At 55.9% G+C, this 22,111-nt stretch carries 23 protein-coding genes; 18 read left to right on the top strand and 5 right to left on the bottom strand.

The genetic code is table 11. The features are described from left to right. The 3 genes from ACOOGA_RS11335 to ACOOGA_RS11345 all read right to left on the bottom strand — a co-directional run bounded on the left by ACOOGA_RS11335 (position 1) and on the right by ACOOGA_RS11345 (position 3,025). Positions 1–405: a group III truncated hemoglobin gene (locus ACOOGA_RS11335; protein ID WP_417459620.1), complete on the bottom strand. Its 405-nt coding sequence runs from the start codon at positions 403–405 to the stop codon at positions 1–3. Positions 406–609: 204 nt separating this feature from the next. Then, a complete protein-coding gene (locus ACOOGA_RS11340) occupies positions 610–1,005 on the bottom strand; it encodes a DUF1801 domain-containing protein (RefSeq protein WP_417459621.1) in 396 nt (131 codons plus the stop codon). A gap of 10 nt (positions 1,006–1,015) precedes the next feature. Beyond that, the gene (locus ACOOGA_RS11345) at positions 1,016–3,025 is read right to left on the bottom strand and encodes a transglycosylase domain-containing protein (RefSeq protein WP_417459622.1); all 2,010 of its coding nucleotides are present in this window, start codon (positions 3,023–3,025) and stop codon (positions 1,016–1,018) included. A 151-nt stretch (positions 3,026–3,176) separates the two neighbouring features. Between ACOOGA_RS11345 and ACOOGA_RS11350 the strand changes: the two genes are divergently transcribed. The 3 genes from ACOOGA_RS11350 to ACOOGA_RS11360 all read left to right on the top strand — a co-directional run bounded on the left by ACOOGA_RS11350 (position 3,177) and on the right by ACOOGA_RS11360 (position 4,835). Further along, entirely contained in the window at positions 3,177–3,734 is a 558-nt protein-coding gene (locus ACOOGA_RS11350) for a TetR/AcrR family transcriptional regulator (RefSeq protein ID WP_417459623.1), read from the top strand. Positions 3,735–3,791: 57 nt separating this feature from the next. Beyond that, positions 3,792–4,139: a NifU N-terminal domain-containing protein gene (locus ACOOGA_RS11355; protein ID WP_417459624.1), complete on the top strand. Its 348-nt coding sequence runs from the start codon at positions 3,792–3,794 to the stop codon at positions 4,137–4,139. A gap of 132 nt (positions 4,140–4,271) precedes the next feature. Further along, on the top strand, positions 4,272–4,835 hold the full coding sequence (locus ACOOGA_RS11360; RefSeq protein ID WP_417459625.1) for a NifU family protein: 564 nt from the start codon (positions 4,272–4,274) through the stop codon (positions 4,833–4,835). 35 nt (positions 4,836–4,870) lie between these two features. Here ACOOGA_RS11360 and ACOOGA_RS11365 read toward each other — a convergent pair whose 3' ends face one another. Further along, on the bottom strand, positions 4,871–5,938 hold the full coding sequence (locus ACOOGA_RS11365; RefSeq protein ID WP_417459626.1) for a polysaccharide deacetylase family protein: 1,068 nt from the start codon (positions 5,936–5,938) through the stop codon (positions 4,871–4,873). A 118-nt stretch (positions 5,939–6,056) separates the two neighbouring features. Here ACOOGA_RS11365 and tsaB point away from each other — a divergent pair, with 118 nt between their 5' ends. After that, positions 6,057–6,722, top strand: a complete 666-nt coding sequence (tsaB, locus tag ACOOGA_RS11370; protein WP_417459627.1) for a tRNA (adenosine(37)-N6)-threonylcarbamoyltransferase complex dimerization subunit type 1 TsaB — start codon at positions 6,057–6,059, stop codon at positions 6,720–6,722. A gap of 11 nt (positions 6,723–6,733) precedes the next feature. Beyond that, positions 6,734–7,234 carry a GNAT family N-acetyltransferase gene (locus tag ACOOGA_RS11375; protein ID WP_420428730.1) on the top strand — a complete coding sequence of 167 codons (501 nt, stop codon included), beginning with the start codon at positions 6,734–6,736 and terminating at the stop codon, positions 7,232–7,234. A gap of 42 nt (positions 7,235–7,276) precedes the next feature. Here the strand turns inward: ACOOGA_RS11375 and ACOOGA_RS11380 are convergent, their stop codons facing one another. Beyond that, positions 7,277–7,576: a sulfurtransferase TusA family protein gene (locus ACOOGA_RS11380; RefSeq protein ID WP_417459629.1), complete on the bottom strand. Its 300-nt coding sequence runs from the start codon at positions 7,574–7,576 to the stop codon at positions 7,277–7,279. A gap of 112 nt (positions 7,577–7,688) precedes the next feature. Between ACOOGA_RS11380 and ACOOGA_RS11385 the strand changes: the two genes are divergently transcribed. The 13 genes from ACOOGA_RS11385 to infB all read left to right on the top strand — a co-directional run bounded on the left by ACOOGA_RS11385 (position 7,689) and on the right by infB (position 22,082). Then, positions 7,689–8,099, top strand: coding sequence for a MucR family transcriptional regulator (locus ACOOGA_RS11385; protein ID WP_417459630.1), 411 nt, complete (start codon positions 7,689–7,691; stop codon positions 8,097–8,099). 135 nt (positions 8,100–8,234) lie between these two features. Then, complete coding sequence (locus ACOOGA_RS11390) at positions 8,235–8,660, top strand: Fur family transcriptional regulator (RefSeq protein ID WP_417459631.1); 426 nt, start codon at positions 8,235–8,237, stop codon at positions 8,658–8,660. A 46-nt stretch (positions 8,661–8,706) separates the two neighbouring features. After that, positions 8,707–9,651, top strand: coding sequence for a lysophospholipid acyltransferase family protein (locus ACOOGA_RS11395; protein WP_417459632.1), 945 nt, complete (start codon positions 8,707–8,709; stop codon positions 9,649–9,651). A gap of 210 nt (positions 9,652–9,861) precedes the next feature. After that, a complete protein-coding gene (gene miaB, locus ACOOGA_RS11400; RefSeq protein ID WP_420430669.1) occupies positions 9,862–11,226 on the top strand; it encodes a tRNA (N6-isopentenyl adenosine(37)-C2)-methylthiotransferase MiaB in 1,365 nt (454 codons plus the stop codon). A 41-nt stretch (positions 11,227–11,267) separates the two neighbouring features. After that, a complete protein-coding gene (locus ACOOGA_RS11405; RefSeq protein ID WP_417460077.1) occupies positions 11,268–12,317 on the top strand; it encodes a PhoH family protein in 1,050 nt (349 codons plus the stop codon). Between the two features lie 57 nt (positions 12,318–12,374). Beyond that, a complete protein-coding gene (ybeY, locus tag ACOOGA_RS11410) occupies positions 12,375–12,926 on the top strand; it encodes an rRNA maturation RNase YbeY (protein WP_417460078.1) in 552 nt (183 codons plus the stop codon). Further along, complete coding sequence (locus tag ACOOGA_RS11415) at positions 12,919–13,830, top strand: hemolysin family protein (RefSeq protein ID WP_417459634.1); 912 nt, start codon at positions 12,919–12,921, stop codon at positions 13,828–13,830. Before ybeY ends, ACOOGA_RS11415 begins: the two co-directional genes overlap by 8 nt. Continuing rightward, positions 13,802–15,433 (top strand): apolipoprotein N-acyltransferase, encoded by a 1,632-nt coding sequence (gene lnt / locus ACOOGA_RS11420; RefSeq protein WP_417459635.1) that lies wholly within the window; start codon positions 13,802–13,804, stop codon positions 15,431–15,433. The genes ACOOGA_RS11415 and lnt overlap by 29 nt, the downstream gene beginning before the upstream one ends. 42 nt (positions 15,434–15,475) lie before the next feature. Next, on the top strand, positions 15,476–16,198 hold the full coding sequence (trmB, locus tag ACOOGA_RS11425; protein ID WP_417459636.1) for a tRNA (guanine(46)-N(7))-methyltransferase TrmB: 723 nt from the start codon (positions 15,476–15,478) through the stop codon (positions 16,196–16,198). Positions 16,199–16,501: 303 nt separating this feature from the next. After that, the gene (rimP, locus tag ACOOGA_RS11430; RefSeq protein WP_417459637.1) at positions 16,502–17,023 is read left to right on the top strand and encodes a ribosome maturation factor RimP; all 522 of its coding nucleotides are present in this window, start codon (positions 16,502–16,504) and stop codon (positions 17,021–17,023) included. A 78-nt stretch (positions 17,024–17,101) separates the two neighbouring features. Then, entirely contained in the window at positions 17,102–18,802 is a 1,701-nt protein-coding gene (gene nusA, locus ACOOGA_RS11435; protein WP_417459638.1) for a transcription termination factor NusA, read from the top strand. Positions 18,803–18,811: 9 nt separating this feature from the next. Next, positions 18,812–19,468 carry a DUF448 domain-containing protein gene (locus tag ACOOGA_RS11440; RefSeq protein ID WP_417459639.1) on the top strand — a complete coding sequence of 219 codons (657 nt, stop codon included), beginning with the start codon at positions 18,812–18,814 and terminating at the stop codon, positions 19,466–19,468. Next, positions 19,428–22,082, top strand: coding sequence for a translation initiation factor IF-2 (infB, locus tag ACOOGA_RS11445; protein ID WP_420428732.1), 2,655 nt, complete (start codon positions 19,428–19,430; stop codon positions 22,080–22,082). Before ACOOGA_RS11440 ends, infB begins: the two co-directional genes overlap by 41 nt. Positions 22,083–22,111: the final 29 nt, after the last annotated feature.

Here is a 22,111-nt window from a genome sequence, read left to right on the forward strand (position 1 = left end):
TCAGGACGCGCCTGCGGGCCTAAGTGCAAACTCTGGCCGGAAGAAAAGCCCCTGTTTCAGGCTGTCCGCAATCCGGTGCGCTTTCTCGGTAGCATAGGCGGCCAGCTCGGGTGACAACTCCCGCGTCGCGGTCTCGTCAAAAACCTCAAGCCAGAGCGGAAAGTGGCTCGCCTCAAGGCCTTCAAGGCGTTTGTGAACCGCAAACGGGTTGCCCTTATAGGCTCGCTCACCCGCCAAAACCGTCATCCAGAAATCGGTCAGGGTTTCGATATGCGCGTCCCAGTGATCCGCCAGTTTGTCTTCAAAAATCGGGCCCAGAACAGCGTGCGCGCGGATGCCCTGATAAAAGGCCTCCACGAAGGATTTGATCAGGCTGCGGTCCAGGTTTCCACTAATAGCGGTCATGGCTTTTCCTATTATCTAAAAGCAAGTCTATAGATAATAGGTGGCGCAAAATACACAAGGCTTGTGTGTCGATGAGGACGATATGCCGCATCTGACGAGCCGTGCAGGCCCCCAAATTACGCCACAGATGTGTGGCATAACCCCGTTTTTTGGGTGAAAGTGTGACGGTTTTTGTGGCGTAGGTGTGGCGTAAAGTGTGGTGCGTTAACGCGCAGCGAAAATCCAGCTGCCAAACAGGTTTTTGAGCCCATCCGCTTCCGCCAGAATATCGTCTTTTGTGTCGATGCTGAGCACACCACGGTTGGCGGCAGGCCATGTCATCCGGCCGGTGGTGTCTTTAAAATCGACAACCTTGTCGGCTGCGCCCTTCGCGCCGCAATGGAAGATCATCTGCAGCCCACCCTTGGGGGCCAGTCGCATGGTCAGCCGGTCGTCACCATCAATGCAAAAGCTCGGGCCATTCCATTTGATCTGCTCAGAAATTTCATCGCTAATGCCCAGCACCATATCGCGCAACAGATCAATCGTGTCACGCTCAGCGTGAGCCAGCCCGTCAAGGAATGCATCAACCTTGGGGTTGCGGGTTTTTGCTCTCTGCATCAGCTTATCCTCAGTTGCCAAACAAACGGCGAAAGAACCCCTTCTTTTTATCGCCGTCTTCATCTTCACGTTCTTCCTCGTAATCTTTTGCAGCTTTGATGAAAAGCGCAGAATCGGCAAGGAGCGGCCTCACGGGTTCTCCTGCGTGGGCTTCCAGCATGAAATCACCCCAGATGCGGGCAGGCAAGCCGCCACCGGTGACACCTTTCATGGGCGTGCCGTCATCATTACCAACCCACACCGCTGCCGTCATATCGCTGGTGAAACCGGCAAACACCGCATCGCGGCTGTCTTGCGAGGTGCCGGATTTGCCCGCGGCTGGCCGGTCGATTTGTGCGTTTTTGCCTGAACCCCATTCAACAACGGAGGTCAGCATGCTCGCCATATCTTCCACCACAGGGTAAGTGAGCACCGCGCGCGGGCTTAAGGGGTTGCGCCGGTATATCACTTGCCCCTCAAGCGTGGTGATCTCGACAATGCCGTAAGGCTCTGCTTCAAAGCCGCCGTTGGCGATCGCAGCATAGGCGCCGGTCAGGTCCACAAGTTTCACTTCTTCGGTGCCGAGCGGCAGGCTCGCGAGTGGGGATACATGGGTTGTGATGCCAAGGCGTTTTGCCATCAGGGCCACCCTGTCACGGCCCACTTCTTCCGCCACCTGAACCGCGACGGTGTTGATGGAACGGGCAAAGGCTTCGCGCACATCCATGTCGCCTGAAAACACGCCGGTGTAGTTTTTGGGTGACCAGCCATCAATATTGATCATCTGGTCGCGGTAGCGGTCGTTTGGGTCAATACCTGCTTCAAGGGCAGCGAGATATGAGAACAGCTTGAAGGCGGAGCCCGGTTGCCTGAGCGCCTGCACCGCGCGGTTATATTGGCTTTTGCCGTAATCTGCACCGCCTACCATGCCGCGCACGGCCCCGTCGTGGTCCATGGCTACAATGGCACCCTGGCTTGCGCCGCGCCGCGCGCCTTCTTCCCCAAGGCCACGGTCCAGCGCCATGGCTGCCGCGCGCTGCACGCCGGGGTCAAGCGTTGTGTATATGACTAGCGATTTGCCGCGCGACATGGGCGCAACCTTGTCCGTTTCACTCAACACCCAGTCGGTGAAATAGCGCACATCACGGCCCGAGGCAGAGCCGCGGATGGTGGGTGGTTGGGTTTTGATCTTCTCCGCTGCCGCGCGCGTCAGCGCGCCAGCGTCCACCATGGTGTTGAGCACAACCCGCGCCCTGTCCCATGCCCCTTCGGGGTTGATGTGCGGTGCGAGGCTTGAGGGTGCTTTCACAAGGCCCGCCAGCATGGCACTTTCCGCTACCGAAAGCGTGGTGGCGCTATGGCCGAAAAACTTGCGGGACGCCGCGTCGATACCGTAGGCCCCACCGCCAAAATACACCCGGTTAAGGTACAGCGTCATGATCTGGTTTTTGGTGAACTTCTGCTCAAGCCAGAAGGCGAGCAAAAGCTCCTGCGCTTTCCGCTTCATGGTGCGTTCGTTTGAAAGGAACAGGTTTTTAGCCAGTTGCTGGGTGATGGTGCTGCCGCCCGCGCGCACCCGGCCTGCGGCCAAATTCGAGACCACAGCGCGTCCAAGCCCACGTATATCGATGCCGGAGTGGTTGAAAAAATGCCTGTCCTCCACAGCCATAAAGGCCCGCACAAGGACTTCCGGTGCCTCGGAATATTGCACCCAGTCGCCATAAATGGGCCCTTGGGTCACAAGGGTTGCACCGTTCGCGGCCTTGATCACAACGGCCTGGTCACCAGCACCGGGCGCAGGTGGGTTATCAAGGTTGGGCAGGTCAAGCGCCAGATAGGCGAGGGTGATAAGCCCAATGATAAAACCCCACACGCCCACAACAGCACCAGCATAAAGGATGCGGCGCAGGCGGGATTTCCCCTTTGGCGGGGTTTGGCTCTCAACCCTCATTTTGGCATTGGCGCGGCCCGAGGTCTTTTTCGCAGGCTGGGCGTTCTTGCCTTGCTTGGGGCTCGCCTTTTTGGTGGGCTTTTTACTCAAGTGTTTGTTGTCCTTTTCCTCACTGCAGCCTCTTTTAGCATGGGCATCAATTGGGGCAAAGTTGCGAAAACAAGAATTTGCGCGCATCCACAAACAAATCTTTAAACTAACCGAACGATTGGTTAGTATGACCGTATGTTGGGAGAACACCATGCCGCGCATTGCTAAATTCACCCGGCCTGTGATGGCCGACAAGTTGACTGAGGTTTTCAAAGGCTTTGGGTATGAGGGCGCGAGCCTCTCCATGCTGGCGGAGGCGGTGGAGTTGTCAAAAGCAAGCCTTTATCACCACTTCCCCGGTGGCAAGGCGGATATTGCAGCGCATGTGCTGGCGCATTCGGGCGCGAAGCTGCAGCGGCTCGTGCTTTCGCCGCTCACAGGCAAGGGTGCTGGCGCTGAGCGTGCTCATGCGTCCCTTAAAGGGGCAGCTTTATATTATAGCGGCGACGTACCCATTTGCCTGATGAACAGCCTGTTGCTTGGCGAAGGGCGCAGCCTTTTTGGCGCGCAGATCAAAGGGGCGGTGGATGCCTGGGCAAAGGGGCTTGCCGCTGCAGCCACTGACAGTGGCTTCTCAAGGCGCGACGGTGAACGCTGGGCCACCGAGGCGATTGAGCGCATACAAGGTGGTCTTATCCTCTGCCGCGTGCAGGGCAGCCGAAAACCCCTTGAAGCCTGTCTTGAACGGTTGGAGACGGAGCTTTCTTGAACCCACCCCGCTGTGTTCCTAAATATATTTTAGAGCGGAAAAACAAGGGCGGACTTCATGATCGAGCTTGAGCATACTGCGAGCGATGAGCGCTGCAATTTCCTTCTGCACCGAATGGTGCACACCGGTGCTGCCATACATTTTCCCGACCGGTCATCTGCTGCGGGGTCACCGCTTGCTGAGAAATTGTTCGAAATTGTTGGCGTGGCGTCGGTTGCTGTCGGGCAGGACTATGTGTCTGTTTATAAAGATAAAGACCATAGCTGGGACACGGTGGTCCCTGAGATCACGGCTTTCCTTGAAGGTGTTTTCCCGCCCGACCTGAGTGAAAACGATGAAGAGTTCTGGCGCGGCTGGATCGCAGCGGAACTGCTTGTTGGTGCCGGATTGTTTCTGGGGCTGTAGGGCCTTAGACCTATATTTTAAGCCTGATTTCAGGGCTTTCTTTTGGGTGGTGCGCCAGCATGTCGCTATCTTGTGACTTGACGGGTGAGCAAAAAAACACCACATGGAGGCTAAATCAAGAAGGATTTAGTCATGTTTATCGAAACCGAAGCCACACCGAACCCCGATACGCTGAAATTCCTGCCGGGCCGCGCTGTTCTGGAGACAGGCACAGCCAACTTCGCAAGCCCCGAGGGTGCGGATGCCTCTCCGCTTGCGGAAGCCATGTTCCGGCTCGACGGTGTTGCCGGTGTGTTCCTTGGCTATGACTTCATCACCATCACCAAAGCCACCGAGACCGAGTGGGAAGACGTGAAGCCAAATGTGCTTGCGGGCCTGATGCAGTTTTTCTCGTCTGGCGCGCCAGTGCTCACGCATCCAAGCTCAAACGGTGAAGACCTCGCGGTGGATGAAGACGAAGCCGATGCTGATATCACCAGCCAGATCAAAACGCTGCTGGATGAAAAAATCCGCCCGGCGGTCGCGGGTGATGGTGGCGATATTATCTATCGTGGTTTCAAGGAAGGTGTTGTTTACCTTCAACTGCAGGGCGCGTGTTCAGGCTGCCCAAGCAGCACAATCACGCTCAAGCACGGTATTGAGAACCTTCTCAAATATTATGTGCCGGAAGTTGTGGATGTGCGCGCGATCGACTAGGCCCTTGAACTTAGGCCCTGGGCACGACCGCTACCCTAGTCCAGCACCCCGCCGGGCACATAGAAAAACTGACCAAGCCAATACCAGCGGCCTTGACCAGCCGGGAGCGTGCAATTGATACGGTTGCGCCCTTTGGGGAAGGGTTCCTTGAACCGTACTTCTATACGGTTGCCCTCAAGCGTTAAAAGTTCCGCCGGTTTGCCCAGATGGCTTGGGTAACAGGCAAGGGCTGACAGCCCGCGCACGCTATCATCAACGGTGAAACCAAAAAGCGGCGGGTTGCGATCCTCCGTGAGAAGCGGTTCAAGCGGCACCACATCGCTGACCGGCAAGGCCATGGTGCCCGCGATCAGCCTGAAGCGGTCCATCTCGCCGTACCGCTCATTCACCGGGAAGCGCGGCAGGCTGTAGGCGTCGCTCCACGCTGCAGCTGCACCTGAAACCTGCGCGAAAGCGGCAGTGAAACCTTCCTTCTCAATCGCGGTTTTGATCTCGGTATTATATTCGCCGTAAGGGTAGGCAAACAGCTTGGGTACAAAACCAAGCTCGGCTTCAAAGCGCGCGCTGGCGGTACGCACATCGGCCATGGCGGCTTCAAGCCCGGCGTCAATCATATGGAGGTGGGTGGCTGTGTGATGCGCGATCTCGACGCCGTCACTGTGAAGTGCGCGCACGTCATCCCAATCCATATAGTTGCTGCTGGGGCTATCCACCGGCTCGGTGGAGACAAAAAGCGTCATGGGAATACCGGCCCGCTTGAGCCGGGGCCATGCATGATCAGCTACAGATTTATAGGCGTCATCCACCGTAATGGCGACGGTGCGCTCAGGCAGCGCTTCGTTGGCCTTGAGGCGGCGGACAATCTCACCAAGGGGCAGGAAATTAGAACCGTTTTCTTTCAGTTCTTTGATCTGGGCGTCTAGCTGTTCCAGCCGCACGTTGGTGCTGGGGTAATCATCTTCCCCGAAGCGGTGGTACAGGAGTATGGCGGCGGATTGGTCCGCGAAGGCTGCGCTGCTGCCGAGAAGCGCGACCGCCAGCAAGGAGGCCAGAAGTTTGTGCCAAATCTCATTATGCCGTTTCAGGGTCGCGCTATTTTTCATCTGAGGTCCCTCATTTGATGCCTAGTCTTGCCTTGTTTGGCGCAAACTGGCAAGACGGGGCGCGAAGAAGGTGCTTCTTTAATATTGCACCGCGCATCTTGCGAACGGACCTATAAGCATGGCAACCCCCGGCATTATTTTGGCAATTGATACCTGCGAAGGCAGTTGCTCCGCCGCCCTGGTGGCGGGTGATGCGGTGTTGGCTGCACGGTCTGAGGCCATTGGCCGCGGGCACGCCGAGCGGCTTTTGCCGATGATAGACGAAATGCTCCATGAAGCTAGCTGTACCTATGATGGCGTTGAGCGCATCGCAGTAACGGTTGGCCCCGGCACTTTTACCGGCTTACGCATTGGGCTTTCAGTGGCGCGGGGGCTTGGCCTTGCACTCAACAAACCCGTGATCGGGCTGACCAGCCTTCAAGTGCTGGCTGCGCAGGCTGGCGCGGGAGAGGGTGAGCGGGTGCACGCGGTACTTATGGGCCGGGGCGGGCAGGCATTTTACCAGGCCTTTAGCGCACGGCCGGGCGAATTGCCTGAAAGCCTTGGTGAGCCAGGCGGCCTTGACGGCGCAGATATCGCGGCGCTGGTGGCAGCGGCCCCCGGTGTGGTGATTGGCAGTGGCGCAGTGCTTCTGGACGATGACGCGCAGGGCGCGGTGGTGGACCCGGTGATGCTTGCGCGGCTCGCATCAAACCTCGACCCAAAAGATTATCTGCCAGAGCCTGCCTATTTCCGCGCGGCTGATGCGGTGAAAGCCAAGGCGCTTTTACCCATTCAGCAATGACGGGTGATGGCATGAGCCGAACCTCGCCTTCAAATATTATCGTCAAAAACATTGATCTGTCTGGCGCGGAGGGCGCAGCGCTTTGTGCCACCATCCACAAAGAGGCTTTCAGCCCGCTGGATGAAGAAGGCTGGAGTGCGCAGGCGATTGAAGACCTGATGGCTTCATCCGGGGTTCATCTTCTGTTGGCACATATAGAAGGTGACAACACAGAGGATGCGCCTGCGGGTTTTGCGCTTTATCGCATGGTCGCCGGAGAAGCCGAGCTGATTACACTGGCGACGCTGCCTGCATTTCAGGGGCAGGGCGTGGCCCGCGCGCTTATGCTGAAAATGCGACTTTGCCTTGAGGACGAGCGCGTAGAAAAACTGTTTCTGGAGGTAAGGCTGATAATCTTCGTGCAGTTAAACTGTATTCAGACCTGGGTTTTGAAAAAATTGGCAAAAGATCAAACTACTACAAGACACGAAGTGGTAATCATGTTGATGCTCTATGTTTGGCTTTGTTTTTGAAAACAGCATGTGATCACAAAGAAATTTAAATAAAAAGCCGGTTTAACTATTTACTTCAATTTTAAGTAGGGTTAACTGTGAAGAACCGTTCGTGGGGGAAGCTTTTGAATGTCCGGCTTTGGGGGGCTCCAATTCTGCTTCAACCGGTGTTACCTCCAAAACCTTGTGACCAAGGGATTGGATGGACCGAACAAGGGGTTCGTTTGGTGGTGTATCCTCAAAAAGGATGGTTGTCACATCGCCGGGCAAAAGCTTGTCCAGATGGACTTTGGTTTTGACAAAGGCCATGGGGCAAAAGGCGCCGCGCAAGTCCAGGGGTTGTGAGAGATCCGACTTGAGCATGCCGTGGGTTCCTGAGTGCAAATATTTGTAGAGTATATTTCAGGTTTTCCTTAAAGGGAAAACGTAACAAAAGACAAGTTCCAGTTCAAACCTGGTAGCCGGACTGAGGGATATGGAGCAAGACAAACTCGTAAATGAAGAACTGCTGGCGCTGACCGTAGAGATTGTCGCGTCGCATGTATCAAATAATTCTGTTGCCGTAGATGAGTTGCCAAATCTGATTCAACAAATATTCGGTACGCTCAAAGGGCTGGGTAGCGATGGGCTAGCCACAGAACAACTTCCTGATCCGGCTGTGCCGATCAAAAAGTCGATTACACCTGATTTCCTGATTTGCCTTGAGGATGGCAAGAAGCTGAAAATGCTGAAGCGTCACCTCAAGACCCGTTACGACATGACCCCGGATGATTATCGGGAGCGCTGGAGTTTGCCGGCTGACTATCCGATGGTGGCGCCAAATTACGCCAAACAGCGTCGGGATCTGGCAAAAAAAATCGGGCTTGGTCGCGGCAAGAAACGCTGATTTTTCCCGCCTCTTAAAGATTGCGTCAGGTGCAGAGCCAGAATAAGGCCTACTGCGCCTTGCGCTTGGCTTTTTGCTGTGCCATCTTCCGGACATATTCCCGAATTAGTGAGACTTAAGGAGCGCCTAAAGGTCATGAATATGGATCATCCGAATATTGAAGACCTGTGCTTGGAAAAAGGCATGCGGATGACAGACCAGCGGCGGGTTATCGCCAAGGTTTTGTCTGAGGCGGACGACCACCCTGATGTGGAAGAGGTTTATCGCCGCTCAACGGCAATCGATTCCGGCATCAGTATCGCAACCGTTTATCGCACCGTTCGCCTTTTTGAAGAAGCGGGCATTCTGGAGCGGCATGATTTTCGGGACGGACGCTCACGCTACGAGCCGGTGTCTGACGAGCATCATGACCATCTCATCAATGTGGAAACAGGCGAAGTGCTCGAGTTTCACAATGATGAAATAGAAAAGCTGCAAGAAGAGATTGCACGCAAGCTTGGCTACAAACTGGTGGACCACCGGATGGAGCTATATGGCGTGCCGATAAAAGAAGCGAAATAACTGACGCACCGCAGCCTTGGCGGTTGCGGGTTTGCGGAGCGAAGACATGGCGGAGGAATACGGCGGGCTTAGATCCAACCTTGGTGGCGACGGCTGGACCATTTTAGGGATAGCACGCATCAGCCTTGTTGTTGCCACGTCCATCTTCATTCTGCCCATCCAATTTTTTCTGGTTCGGTTTGCCCGCAAGGCCTGGTGGCCCATGGCGGGCTTCTGGCACCGTACCATGTGCCGTATCCTTGGCATTCGTGTGACCATCAGTGGGGCGGAGCTTGGGCATAAAGGCCCGGTTCTTTACGCCTGCAACCATATTTCCTGGCTCGATATCATCGTGCTTGGCGGGCACCTTGAGAACGCAAGCTTCATTGCAAAATCTGAAGTGGCGGGCTGGGGTTTCATCGGCACGCTCTGTAAGCTGCATAAAACCATATTTGTAAACCGGGAACGCCGGTCTGAGAGCGCGCGCCAGCGTGATGCCCTGACCGAACGCGTGCAGGAAGGCCATAGCCTCATCCTGTTCCCGGAAGGCACATCAACGGACGGCATGCGGGTGGCGCAGTTTAAGTCAGCGCTGTTTTCTGTGGCGGAACGCGCGGACGAAGCCAGCGATCATAATCTGGTGATCCAGCCTGTCACACTTGCCTATACTGAGCTGAACGGCATCCCGCTCGTGCGGTCTCAGAAACCATGGGTGGCTTGGCTTGGCGATGTGGAACTGTTTGGTCATTTGCGCCAGCTGATGGGCCGCGCCCGTGTTGAGGCCGTGATAGAGTTTCATGCGCCGGTAACGCTGGCGGAAGCCGGGTCTCGCAAGGCGCTGGCGGCTTATTGTGAGGCGGAAGTGCGGCGCGGGCTTGAACGCGCGCACCGGGCTGAGCTGAAAATGGGCCCGCAACATGCGGCATTGCCTGCACTGGGGCCTGCACTGGGGCCTGCACTGGGCAAGGAAGTGATCGAGGCACCGGCCGATCTCACCATCGGCACGGCGTAGTCAAGCACCGCCGCGCTGAAAGCTTTGCCACACTGCCCTCTTTGACCTCGATTTCTTGACCGGATTGTTGACTCTGGGGGCTTTAATGCTAGTCTCCGGCACCTTTTTCAGAGAATAGCCCCTTTGGGGCCAGTGTGTGAGCCCGACGTTACCGAGGCAGGAGCAGGTCGCTTGAGTAAAAAAGTCTTCATCAAAACATACGGCTGCCAGATGAATGTCTATGACAGCAAGCGTATGGCCGATGTTCTCAAACCCCATGGTTATGAGCAGTCAGAGAGCGCGGATGACGCTGATCTCGTGATTCTCAACACCTGCCATATTCGTGAAAAAGCCGCTGAGAAGGTCTATTCTGAAATTGGACGCCTGAAAGCGCAAAAGGAAGTGCAGGCTCAGGGCGGTAAAAATATGTATATCGCGGTAGCTGGTTGTGTGGCGCAGGCTGAAGGGCCTGAAATGATGAAGCGCGCGCCCGCGATCGATATGGTGCTGGGCCCGCAAACCTACCACCGACTGCCGGACATGCTGAAATCAGCTGAAGAACAACGCTCTGGCGGTCGCCGCTCAGCCCGCGTTCTGGATACAGACTTCCCGGTTGACAGCAAATTTGACCACCTGCCGGACGACAGCGACTTTGACGGCCCGGCCGCATTCCTCACCATTCAGGAAGGCTGTGACAAGTTTTGCACCTTCTGCGTGGTGCCTTATACCCGCGGCGCTGAATACAGTCGTCCGGTAAAAGATATCGTCGATGAAGCCAAACGTCTTGTTGCCAAAGGCGTGGTTGAGATCACGCTGCTTGGGCAGAATGTCAACGCTTTCCACGGTGATGACAGCAAGGGTGGCACCGCAACCCTTGGCGCCTTGATCGCAGAACTTGATAAGATCGATGGTCTTGGTCGCATCCGCTACACCACCTCGCACCCACGCGATATGGATGATGAGCTGATTTTTGCGCACCGCGATATCGCATCCTGCATGCCGTACCTGCACCTGCCAGTACAAAGCGGCTCAGACCGTATATTGGACGCCATGAACCGCAAGCACACACGGGAAGAATATTTCCGTGTTATCGAACGGCTGCGCGAAGCAAAACCAGACCTTGCGCTCTCAAGCGACTTTATCGTCGGTTTCCCCGGTGAAACCGATGAAGATTTTGAAGACACGCTCGACCTGGTGCGCCGGGTGAAATACGCGCAAGCCTACAGCTTTAAATACAGCCCGCGCCCCGGCACGCCTGCGTCCGTGAATGAGGATCAGGTGCCTGAAGATGTGAAGTCAGAGCGGCTCGCACGCCTGCAAGCGCTTATCAATGAGCACCAGCTTGAATTTAACGAAAGTACGCTTGGGCGCGAAATGGATGTGCTTCTTGAGCGCGAAGGCAAGCTTGAGGGCCAGCTTTTGGGCCGTAGCCCCTATCTGCAGTCGGTTCATGTTGATCTCACAAAGCATGACAATGCGCTGGACCTGACGGGCGATAAACCATACAGTAAGTTTATGGGCAAACTCGTCCGGGTACGGATTGTTGAAGCCGGGCCAAACAGCCTTAAAGGGGAACTTGTCAGGGCCCTCAACTAACGGTGTTAGGGCCGGCAAAAAGGAGCCGCAAACTGCACGATATGTATGCCAAGGCCAGCCATGCGCCCAAATCATCGGGCAACCCATCAAACAGCCAGCAGACTACCCGCAAGGTGGTCGAATTCGAAGACAATCGATTAGCCGCCATCGTCTACGGACAGCATGACAAAAACCTCGCCCGCATTGAGCAGAGGTTAGGGGTCGTGCTTATCAACCGTGGTAACCGTGTTGCTATCGAAGGAAGCGTGGACCGCGCCGATGTTGCGCGCAAGGTCCTGAACGATCTTTACCGGATGGCCCAAAGCGGTCAGGCGGTCGATGTCGGTGAGGTTGACGGCGCTGTCCGAATGATGGAAGGCGTTGAGCCCGTACAGAAAAGCGGTGACACCCTTCCGGCGAAACCGGTACCCGGCGGCAACAATGGAAACGACCGGCTTAAAATTACCACCCGCAACCGGGTTGTGATGCCACGTTCACCCGGTCAGGCCGACTATATTTCCAACCTTCTCAAAAGCGAGATGGTGTTTGGTGTCGGCCCTGCGGGGACGGGCAAAACCTATCTGGCAGTTGCCATGGCCGTCGCCCGTATGTTGGCGGGCGAGATTGACCGTATCGTGCTCTCAAGGCCTGCGGTTGAGGCGGGTGAAAACCTTGGTTTCCTGCCCGGTGACCTCAGGGACAAGGTAGACCCTTACCTCAGGCCACTTTATGACGCACTTTATGACATGATGCCTGCGGAGCAGGTTGAAAAACGCATCGCCAGCGGACAGATCGAGATTGCGCCGCTTGCTTATATGCGCGGGCGTACGCTCGCCAATTCCTTTGTCATTCTTGACGAGGCGCAAAACACCACCCCCATGCAGATGAAGATGTTCCTCACCCGGTTCGGGGAAAATTCGCGCATGGCCATTTGCGGCGATATCACCCAGGTGGATTTGCCGCGCGGCACCCGCTCTGGCCTCAGAAACGCGCTGGATATCCTGCGCGGGGTTGAGGGTATTGCCGTTACCCGCTTCACGCAGCGCGACGTGGTTCGTCACCCTCTTGTGGGCCGGATCGTCGAAGCGTATGGCGACGAGGACGGGCGTTAAGGCAGGACAATGAACGACGACCCTTCATCTAGTACCGACGGTCGGGAGGCTATAGGCATGCTTCCCGATCTCACCCTCGATTTCGAACAACGTGACACCAGTCTCGGTAGCGCAGACCTTGGCGGCTCGGCTGCGGTTGAAAAAACCGTGGTGGCTGCGGTTGTGGCTGCGCTCCGTGCTTCCGCGCTCAAGGTCGCGGCACCGATGGACCTTTCGGTCATTATCACCGGCGCGGATGAAAGCCGGGCGCTGAACGCCGAGTATCGCGGCAAGGATTATCCCACTAATGTGCTATCCTTTCCGGCGACAGAGCCGGATGATTTGCATGATGCTTTTCAGTTTGCATTGGCGGGCGGTCCGCCGGTAATGCTCGGTGATATGGTGATCTGTGCCCCCGTTGTTGCCACAGAAGCGCAGGCACAAAACAAACCGCTTTTCCATCATTTGGCCCATTTATCGGTTCATGGGGTTTTACATTTGATGGGTTATGACCATATCGAGGATGATGAGGCTTCAGAAATGGAAGCGCTTGAGCGTGACATTCTTGCGGGACTTGATATCCCTGATCCCTATGAAGTGACACTTGTGACGGACGAGACCAATGACTGATGAAGGCGTAAAGAACCAGGGTGGTTTCATACGCTCCCTAAAAGACATGCTCGGTTTTCGTGCGAACGAAACCAGCCTTCGGGAGAGCCTTGAAGAGGCGCTTGAGGAACATGAAGAAGAAACCCGCGCCCCGGCCCTTGGCCAGGAACAGCGCGAAATGCTTTTTAATGTTATTGAATATGCGGGGCTGCGTGTTGATGACGTGATGGTGCCGCGCGCCGATATCCTCTCGGTTTCCAATGAAATTTCATTCGCTGATCTGGTCAGGATATTTGCTGACGGCTCACATTCCCGGATGCCCGTGTACCGGGAAACGCTGGATGAAGTTGTGGGCATGGTGCATGTGAAAGACGCGCTCAAGGTTGTGGCCGACGGGCTTGATGCGGAAGCGTTCAAGGTTGAAAGCATCCAGCGGCCCGTGCTTTTTGTACCGCCATCCATGAAGGTGATCGACCTGCTTGCCAAAATGCGTGTTGCGCGTACCCATATGGCTATTGTGGTGGATGAGTATGGCGGCACCGACGGTCTTGTTACCGTTGAGGATATCGTTGAAGAAATTGTCGGCGAGATAGAAGACGAGCACGACACCATCGAAGACCCATACATCATCCCTATCGAGGCGGGCGGCTATGACGCCGATGCCCGCATTGAAATTGATGAGCTTGAGGACGAGCTGGGCATCGACCTTCTGCCGGAAGAAGATGATGAAGATGTCGACACGCTGGGCGGTCTCGTTTTCACCCTCGCGGGCTGTGTACCTGAAATCGGTGAAATGATCTCCCATGAAAGTGGGTATCGTTTTGAGGTGGTGGACGCTGACCCGCGCCGGATATATAAGGTGCGTATCCATATACCGGGGCCTGTGCAGGAAAAGGATGCGGCCAGCGACAATGCCGGAAAATAACCGCGAGACGAGAGTGACGGGCGCGCCCTTTGCGCGCCTTTTTGATTGGTTTGGCAGTAAAGGCCGTTTTGGTTTGCCTTTGCTTGCTTTCCTTAATGGTGTTCTGCTTTCCCGTACCTTCGCGCCGGTGAATTTCTGGCCGCTACTCTTTATCTCTATCCCGTTGATGATCCTGATGATTGACCATGCCCGCACCCGTGCTGGTGTGTTTGGCGTGGGCTGGTGGACGGGTTTTGGCCTTTTTGCCGTGGGCTTGAACTGGATTGGCCACTCTTTCACCCAGCAGCAGGCTGTGCCGGTGCTTTTAGCTCCTGTGGCTATCCTCGCGCTTTCGGCCATCCTGTCGCTTTATATCGGCCTCACCTTCTGGGTGACATGGCGGCTTAAAGCGCGCGGTGCGTTTCGCATTGTGATTTTTGCCAGTTGCTGGACCCTTTTTGAGGTCATGCGCAGCTTTCTTTTCACCGGTTTCCCGTGGCATCTCATCGGCACCGCATGGGCTGAATGGTTGCCCATGGCGCAGGCCAGCTATTACATCGGGGTTTATGGCCTCAGTTTCCTCACGCTTCTGGCGGCGGGGAGTCTCGCGCTGGTGGTGGACGGCAATAATCGCAGGCTCTGGTTCATGTGGCCCGCGCTCGGCTTGGTGTTCATGGCCAGCATTGCGGCGCTTGGCTATGGCCGGTTGCTTGGCGCAGAGACCAAGTTTCATCTGGCGGTTTCCATGCGGCTTGTGCAGGCCAATGTGCAACAGCATGAAAAATGGCTGGCGCACCTGATCCCGGATCATTTTGACAAACACCTGAAGCTTTCACGCGGTGACGACGATACGGGTCGGGCCCGCGGCATTCGTTTGCTGATATGGCCGGAAACCACCGTGCAGCGTGAAACCTTCGACCGTGAAGGCTCGCTTCACCGCTGGCGCATTTCAAAACTGCTGGATTATGGCTCCTTCGCGATTGTGGGTGCACCGCGCTTCCGCGCCACGCCCGAGAAGGTAGACTTTTACAACAGCCTCTTTGCCATCAACTCAAAAGCCGAAATATACGCGCGCTATGACAAAACGCACCTGGTGCCTTTTGGTGAGTATCTGCCGTTTGAAGACCTTCTCAACACGCTCGGTATCGCGCAGCTTACCGGCGGTAGTGCCTGGTCAAAAGGTGCAGCGCTTAAAACGCTCACGCTACCCGGTGTGCCGTCCTTCTCTCCGCTCATTTGTTATGAAGTGGTGTTCCCAGGCAAGGTTATCCTGAAGGGCGAAAGGCCTGAATGGATTCTCAATATCACCAACGACGGCTGGTTCGGTATGACCGAAGGACCATATCAGCATCTGGCACAGGCCCGGCTGCGCGCTATTGAAGAGGGCCTGCCGCTTGTGCGCTCTGCTAGCACGGGCATCAGCGCGGTGATCGACCCCTATGGTCGCACGGTGACATCGCTCGGGCTCGGCAAACAAGGCGTGCTTGAAAGCCCGTTACCTCGCTCGATCGAGGCGTTCTCCGTGTCATCCGCGCTTCGTGTTGTGCTGGCCGCGATGCTGTGTGCTTTTATATTGTTCGCGCGGCTTATCTATGTCTGGCGTCAGCCTGAGGCAGATGCCTGATTTCTTTTGAAAGCTGAGGCCACATCGGCTATAGGGGCCGCCATGACCGACAAGACAGACATAAAGCGCGAATTCCAGATCCCTGAAAAACGCTTCTTTGGCCGCCGCAAGGGCAAAAGCTTCTCGCCGCGCCAGCAGGGGCTGATGGATGCGCTGCTGCCCAAACTTGATGTGCCGATCCCCGCTGAGGGTGAGGGCATGATCGACCTTGGTGGCCTGTTTGGCGGTAAGGTCAAGCATGTCTGGCTTGAGATCGGGTTCGGCAAGGGAGAGCACCTTGCGTGGCAGGCTGCTAATCACCGCGATGTTGGTGTGATCGGGTGCGAGCCTTATCTGAACGGTGTTGTGGGCCTTCTGGACCATATTGAACATACGGACACCAGCAATATCCGCATCTATGGTGACGACGCCCGCCATGTGATCTGGAAACTACCGGACGCAAGCGTCAGCCGCATATTCTTACTTCACCCGGACCCGTGGCCCAAATCGCGCCATGCGCGGCGCCGGTTCGTGAACAAACATAACCTTGATGACCTTGCGCGAATCATGAAAGACGGTGCTGAGCTTCGCATCGGGACCGACCACCCGCTGTACCGGGAATGGACCGCGCTGCAGATGAGCCAACGCTGTGAGTTTGAATGGCTTGCCGAAGGCCCTGATGACTGGCTGGTACGGCCTGACGACTGGCCTGAAACCCGATATGAGGTGAAAGCCATTGAAGGCAGAGCAACCTATTTCCGCTTCCGCCGCCTGCCCAGAAGCTAAGCATCAGAACCATCCGTTCCCAAAAACGACTCGGTCCAACCGGTGCGGTTCTGGGTGGCTCATGCGCAACACACGGCAGCCACAGGGAATTAGCCGATTTCGGGCTTGCGAGTAGGGACACTTGGCTGTATACAGGGGCCGCTTCTCCTAGATGATTGGTCAACTTTCACAGGAGTGGGTTAAAACCCACTGCCCGCGATAACCCACATCTAGAGTGTTTTGGGCATTGTTTCTGCCGTATAATTGTCAGGAACTTTTGTTACGTGTTGGCCCGATAGGGAAGTAGACGAAAGGACAGAATTGGTGAGCGACGCCGCCGATAATATTGCTGCACTGATTGACCCGACCGTATCCGCGCTTGGTTACGAGCTTATTCGAGTGAGCTATGGTGGGGGCCGCAAGCCCACGCTGCAGATTATGGCGGAACGGCCAGACGGCACCATGGGTGTTGAAGATTGTGCAAAACTGTCCCGGGAACTTTCGCTCATTCTTGACGTGGAAGACCCACTGCCTGGTGAATACCTCCTTGAGGTCAGCTCGCCCGGTATTGATCGGCCGTTAACCCGGCCAAAGGATTTTGAACGCTGGCTTGGTTTTGATGCCAAAGTTGAGCTTGGGGTTCAGATGGATGGCCGCCGCCGTTATCGGGGTCGCATGACATCGTTTGATGGTGCCATGCTGATAATGGAAACGGATGAAGGTGTGGTGGAGATTGAATTTGGCGAGATCGCTAAAGCCAAGCTCCTGATGACAGATGAGCTTCTTGAAGCTGTACAAAAAAGTGCAGCGGAAAAGAAAAGCGAGGCTGAAGCTGCTTCCGAGTGAGCTGAAGCCTGTGAATGAAGTTTTTGCACGGACATCGGGCTTGCCCGGTGCTCATGCCCTGAAAGCGACGGAGTGAAGATGATGGCTGCTGCTGTCAGTGCAAATAGGTTGGAACTGCTGCAAATTGCAGATCTCGTAGCGCGCGAGAAATCGATCGACAAAGACATCGTGCTTGAAGCGATGGAAGAGGCGATCCAGAAAGCCGCGCGGTCACGCTATGGCGCGGAAAACGAGATCCGGGCGCAGATCGACAAAAACACCGGCGACATCCGTCTTTTCCGGGTTCTTGAGGTTGTTGAGGAAGTTGAAGAACCAGCGATCCAGATCAGCCTTCAGGATGCGCGGCTTGATAAAGCTGACGCTGAAGTTGGCGATTATCTGGCATCCTCCCTGCCGCCGATGGACTTTGGCCGTATCGCAGCGCAGACCGCGAAACAGGTTATTGTGCAGAAGGTGCGCGACGCTGAGCGCCAGCGCCAGTATGACGAATATAAAGACCGTGTGGGTGAGGTTATTACCGGCGTGGTCAAGCGCGTTGAATATGGCAACGTGATTGTGGACATGGGTCGTGCGGAAGCCATCATGCGCCGCGACCAGGTGATCCCGCGTGAACATATCCGCCAAAACGAACGTATCCGTGGTTTCATTTATGAAGTGCGCCGTGAAAACCGCGGCCCGCAGATTTTCATGTCTCGTACCAAGCCTGATTTCATGGCTGCGCTGTTTGCGCAGGAAGTGCCTGAAATTTATGACGGCATCATTGAGATTCGCTCTGTTGCTCGTGACCCGGGCAGCCGTGCCAAGATCGCAGTACTGTCAAACGACGGTTCCATCGATCCGGTTGGTGCTTGTGTGGGTATGCGTGGTTCTCGTGTGCAGGCCGTTGTAAACGAACTGCAGGGCGAGAAGATCGATATCATTCCTTGGTCCGGCGATGTGGCGTCTTTCATTGTGAACGCGCTGCAGCCTGCTGAAGTTTCCAAGGTTGTGCTTGATGAAGAACGCTCCCGCGTGGAAGTGGTTGTTCCTGATGACCAGCTTTCGCTTGCGATCGGTCGTCGTGGCCAGAACGTGCGGCTTGCGAGCCAGCTTACGGGGTGGACCATCGACATCATGACCGAGGCGGAAGAAAGCGAACGCCGCCAGGAAGAGTTCATGAGCCAGTCGAAGCGTTTTGTTGAAGCGCTGGACGTGGATGATACACTTGCGCACCTTCTTGTTGCAGAAGGCTTCACGGAAGTGGAAGAAATCGGGTATGTTGAACCTGAGGAGCTTCTGGCCGTGGAAGGCTTTGATGAAGGTCTTGTTGAAGAGCTTCAGCGCCGTGCCCGTGATTTCTTGGAAGCCGAAGCCCGCGCAGCTGACGAAAAGCGCGTTGAGCTTGGTGTGTCTGACGACCTTGCTGACGTGGAAGGCCTGACACCACAAATGCTTGTGGTGCTTGGTGAAGCGGAAGTGAAAACGCTTGAAGACTTTGCAGGCTGTGCTGCGGATGAGCTGACAAGTAAAGACGACGGTATCCTGAAAGCCTTCGGTCTTGTTGAAGACGATGCAAGCGGCATGATCATGTCCGCGCGTGTTGTACTTGGCTGGATTTCTGCTGAAGAAGCTTTTGGCCACGGTGAAGAAGCCGAGGGTGAAGTTGACGCAGAAGCTGAGACAGAAGCAGAAGTTGAAGGTGAGGCCGCAGAGGCAGCGCCAGAAGTTGAGGCTGAAACTGAAGTAGAAGCTGAAGTGGAAACCGAAGCCGCACCTGTTGAGGCTGCGGAGAAGGAGTAATCCTTCGCCATGCCCCGCATGTTTGAGGAGCCGAAGGTGCGCGAACGGCGGTGTATATTAAATCATGAGGCGAAACCGGAGGATGTTCTGGTTCGTCTCGCCCTAGGCCCGGATGGCATGATAGTGCCTGATGTGGCCGCCCGGTTGCCCGGACGGGGAATGTGGGTAAGCGTCGACGGTGACGCGCTGAGAGCCGCTGTCAAAGACGGCAAGCTCGCCAAAGCAGCTAGCCGGTCGCTTAAAACCACGATCCGCCGTGAATCGGTGCCGGAAGATCTGGTTGATCTTCTTGATCGCCTTCTGTCACGGCGCTGCCTTGACAGGCTGGGGCTTGAGAAGCGGGCAGGCAATCTGGTGACAGGTTTTGACAAGATCAAAATCGCGCTCACCAAAAAAGGAGCTGGGAAACCGGCACTTTTGTTTGCCGCCAGTGACGGTGCCGACGATGGGCGCCGAAAGATTAAAGCGGCAGTTGGCGCGGATGTGCCTGTTGTGTCGCTGTTTGACCGCGAAGTGCTCTCGAAAGCGCTGGGGCGGGAAAATGTGGTTCATGCACTTTTGCTATCAAGCGGCGGTGCAGAAAAATTAAAGGCCGATATTGGCCGCCTATTGAGTTTACGCGGATATGATCCGCAGACTTGTGAAGCGCAAGGGAACGAAGAGTAATATGAGCGACGAAAAGAAACTGACATTGTCCGGACGCGGCACTCTTGGAGTAAACAAGGGGGTTGAGACCGGTCAGGTTCGTCAAAGCTTCAGCCACGGGCGCAGCAAGGCAGTTGTTGTCGAGCGTAAGAAAAAGCGTGTTCTCCACAAAGGCGGCGCCGCTGAGACCCCTCAGCAGGAAGCCCCGGTGCAGCGCAAAGCGCCTAAAACCTATGTGCCTAAAAAGCCAGGGAGCGAAGGCGCGCGGAACCTGACGAGTGCCGAGCAGGAAACCCGCGTGCGCGTGCTTGAAGAAGCGAAGCGCCGCGCTGAGGTGGAAGAAAAAGAGCGTGAAGTTCGGGAAGCCAAGGAAGCTGCAGAGCGTAAGATACGCGAAGCTGCGGAAGAGGCTGCTCGTGATGATGAGGCAGATGCCCGCACGCGCGCTGAAGCGGAAATGAAAGCCAAGAAAGAAGCAGAGGCCAAAAAGAAGGCTGCTGCCGAGGCTGAGAAAAAGGTCGCTGACGACCTGGCAACCCGCGAGAAAGCGGAGTCTGAAGCCAAGAAGAAATCCGAGCTTGAAGCCCGCGCAGTGCAGCTCAAGAAAGCAAGTGAAGCACGTCAGGCTGGCGGCGGCAAAGAAGCGGAAAGCGATGATGATCGCAAATCCCGTGGCAAGCGTAAAAAAGGTGGCGCAGCCCCAGCGGCTGATCGTCCAGCACGCACCCGTGGCCGTGATGATCGCCGCGGCGGTCGTCTGACGATTTCAAGTGCACTGTCTGGCGGTGATGAGCGCCAGCGCTCACTCGCAGCCTTTAAACGCGCACAGGCGAAAAAGCGCCAGGCGCACGATTCGAGCGCTAACCAGCCCAAGCAGGCTCGTGAGATCACTATCCCTGAAGCCATTACGGTTCAGGAACTCGCGAACCGGATGGCTGAAAAGGCAACTTTCGTGATCAAGACCCTGATGGGCATAGGCGTAATGGCCACCATCAACCAGACACTTGATCAGGATACTGCCGAGCTTGTTGTGACCGAGATGGGCCACACACCAAAACGCGTTAGCGATGCAGACGTTGAGATTGGCCTCGTAGGTGAGGATGATCACGAAGGCGATATGGTAACCCGTGCACCGATCGTGACCGTTATGGGCCACGTTGACCACGGTAAAACCTCGCTTCTTGATGCCCTTCGTGAGGCTAACGTTGTATCAGGCGAAGCTGGCGGTATCACGCAGCACATCGGTGCCTATCAGGTAAGTGTTGGCGACAACAAGATTACTTTCCTTGATACACCGGGCCACGCTGCGTTCACGCAGATGCGGGCGCGGGGTGCAAGCGCTACCGATATCGTGATCCTCGTGGTTGCGGCCGATGACGGCGTGATGCCACAAACCATTGAGGCGATCCACCACTCCAAAGCGGCGGGCGTGCCGATCATCGTGGCCATCAACAAGATGGACCGTGAAGGCGCAAACCCTGACCGTGTTCGTAACGAGCTGTTGCAGCACGAAGTGGTAACCGAGAGCTTCTCCGGCGATACGCAGGAAGTTGAAGTTTCGGCCAAGACGGGCGCGGGCCTTGATAAACTCAAGGAAGCGATTGCCCTGCAGGCGGAAATTCTTGAGCTGAAAGCCAACCCGAACCGCGAAGCGGAAGGTGTTGTTGTTGAAGCCAAGCTTGATAAAGGCCGCGGCCCTGTTGCGACCGTTCTGGTACAGCGCGGTACGCTGCGTGTTGGTGACATCTTCGTTGCGGGCCCAGAGTGGGGTCGGGTGCGTGCGCTTGTTAACGACAAGGGCGAGCAGGTAACGGAAGCTGGCCCAAGCCAGCCGGTTGAGGTGCTTGGCCTTAACGGTGCGCCGGGTGCAGGTGATGACTTTGCTGTAGTTGATAACGAGGCACGGGCACGTGAAGTGACAAGCTATCGTCAGGATATGCAGCGCAAGAAACGTCAGGCAGCTGTTGCGGCACCGAAGACGCTTGAAAGCATCTTCAGCCAGATGAAAGAAAACGAAGGCATGCAGACCTTTGACGTTGTTGTAAAAGGCGACGTGCAAGGGTCGGTTGAGGCGATTACGCAGTCCCTGCAAAAAGCTGGTAACGACGACATTCAGTGTCGTGTGATCCACGGTGCAGTTGGCGGTATCACGGAAACCGATATTACGCTGGCGCAGGCATCGGGTGCACTTGTGATGGGCTTTAACGTACGCCCGAACAAACAGGCGCGCGATGCGGCGGAAGCTGAAGGCGTGACCATCAAATATTATTCTGTGATTTACGATCTGATCGACGAAGTGAAAGCGGCAATGGCTGGTCAGCTTGGGCCGGAGTTCAAAGAAAACGTCATTGGTCAGGCGGAAATTCGCGAAGCCTTTCAGGCTGGTAAAGCTGGCAAAGCGGCTGGTTGTTTTGTGGTTGAAGGTTCGATCCGCAACGACCTCAAGGCCCGTATCCTTCGTGATGATGTGATCATCTATGAAGGCCAGATCGAGAACCTGCGCCGCTTCAAGGATGATGTGAAAGAAGTTCGCTCCGGCCAGGATTGTGGCCTGACGTTCGAGAACTATCACGATTTTAAAGCCGGTGACGTTCTCGAAGTTTACGAACTGTTGGAAATTGAACGCAAGCTTTAGGGCCTGCGTTCAACATCCCCGACCGACTA

The organism is Kordiimonas sp., from assembly GCF_965216265.1.
Lineage (GTDB): Bacteria > Pseudomonadota > Alphaproteobacteria > Sphingomonadales > Kordiimonadaceae > Kordiimonas.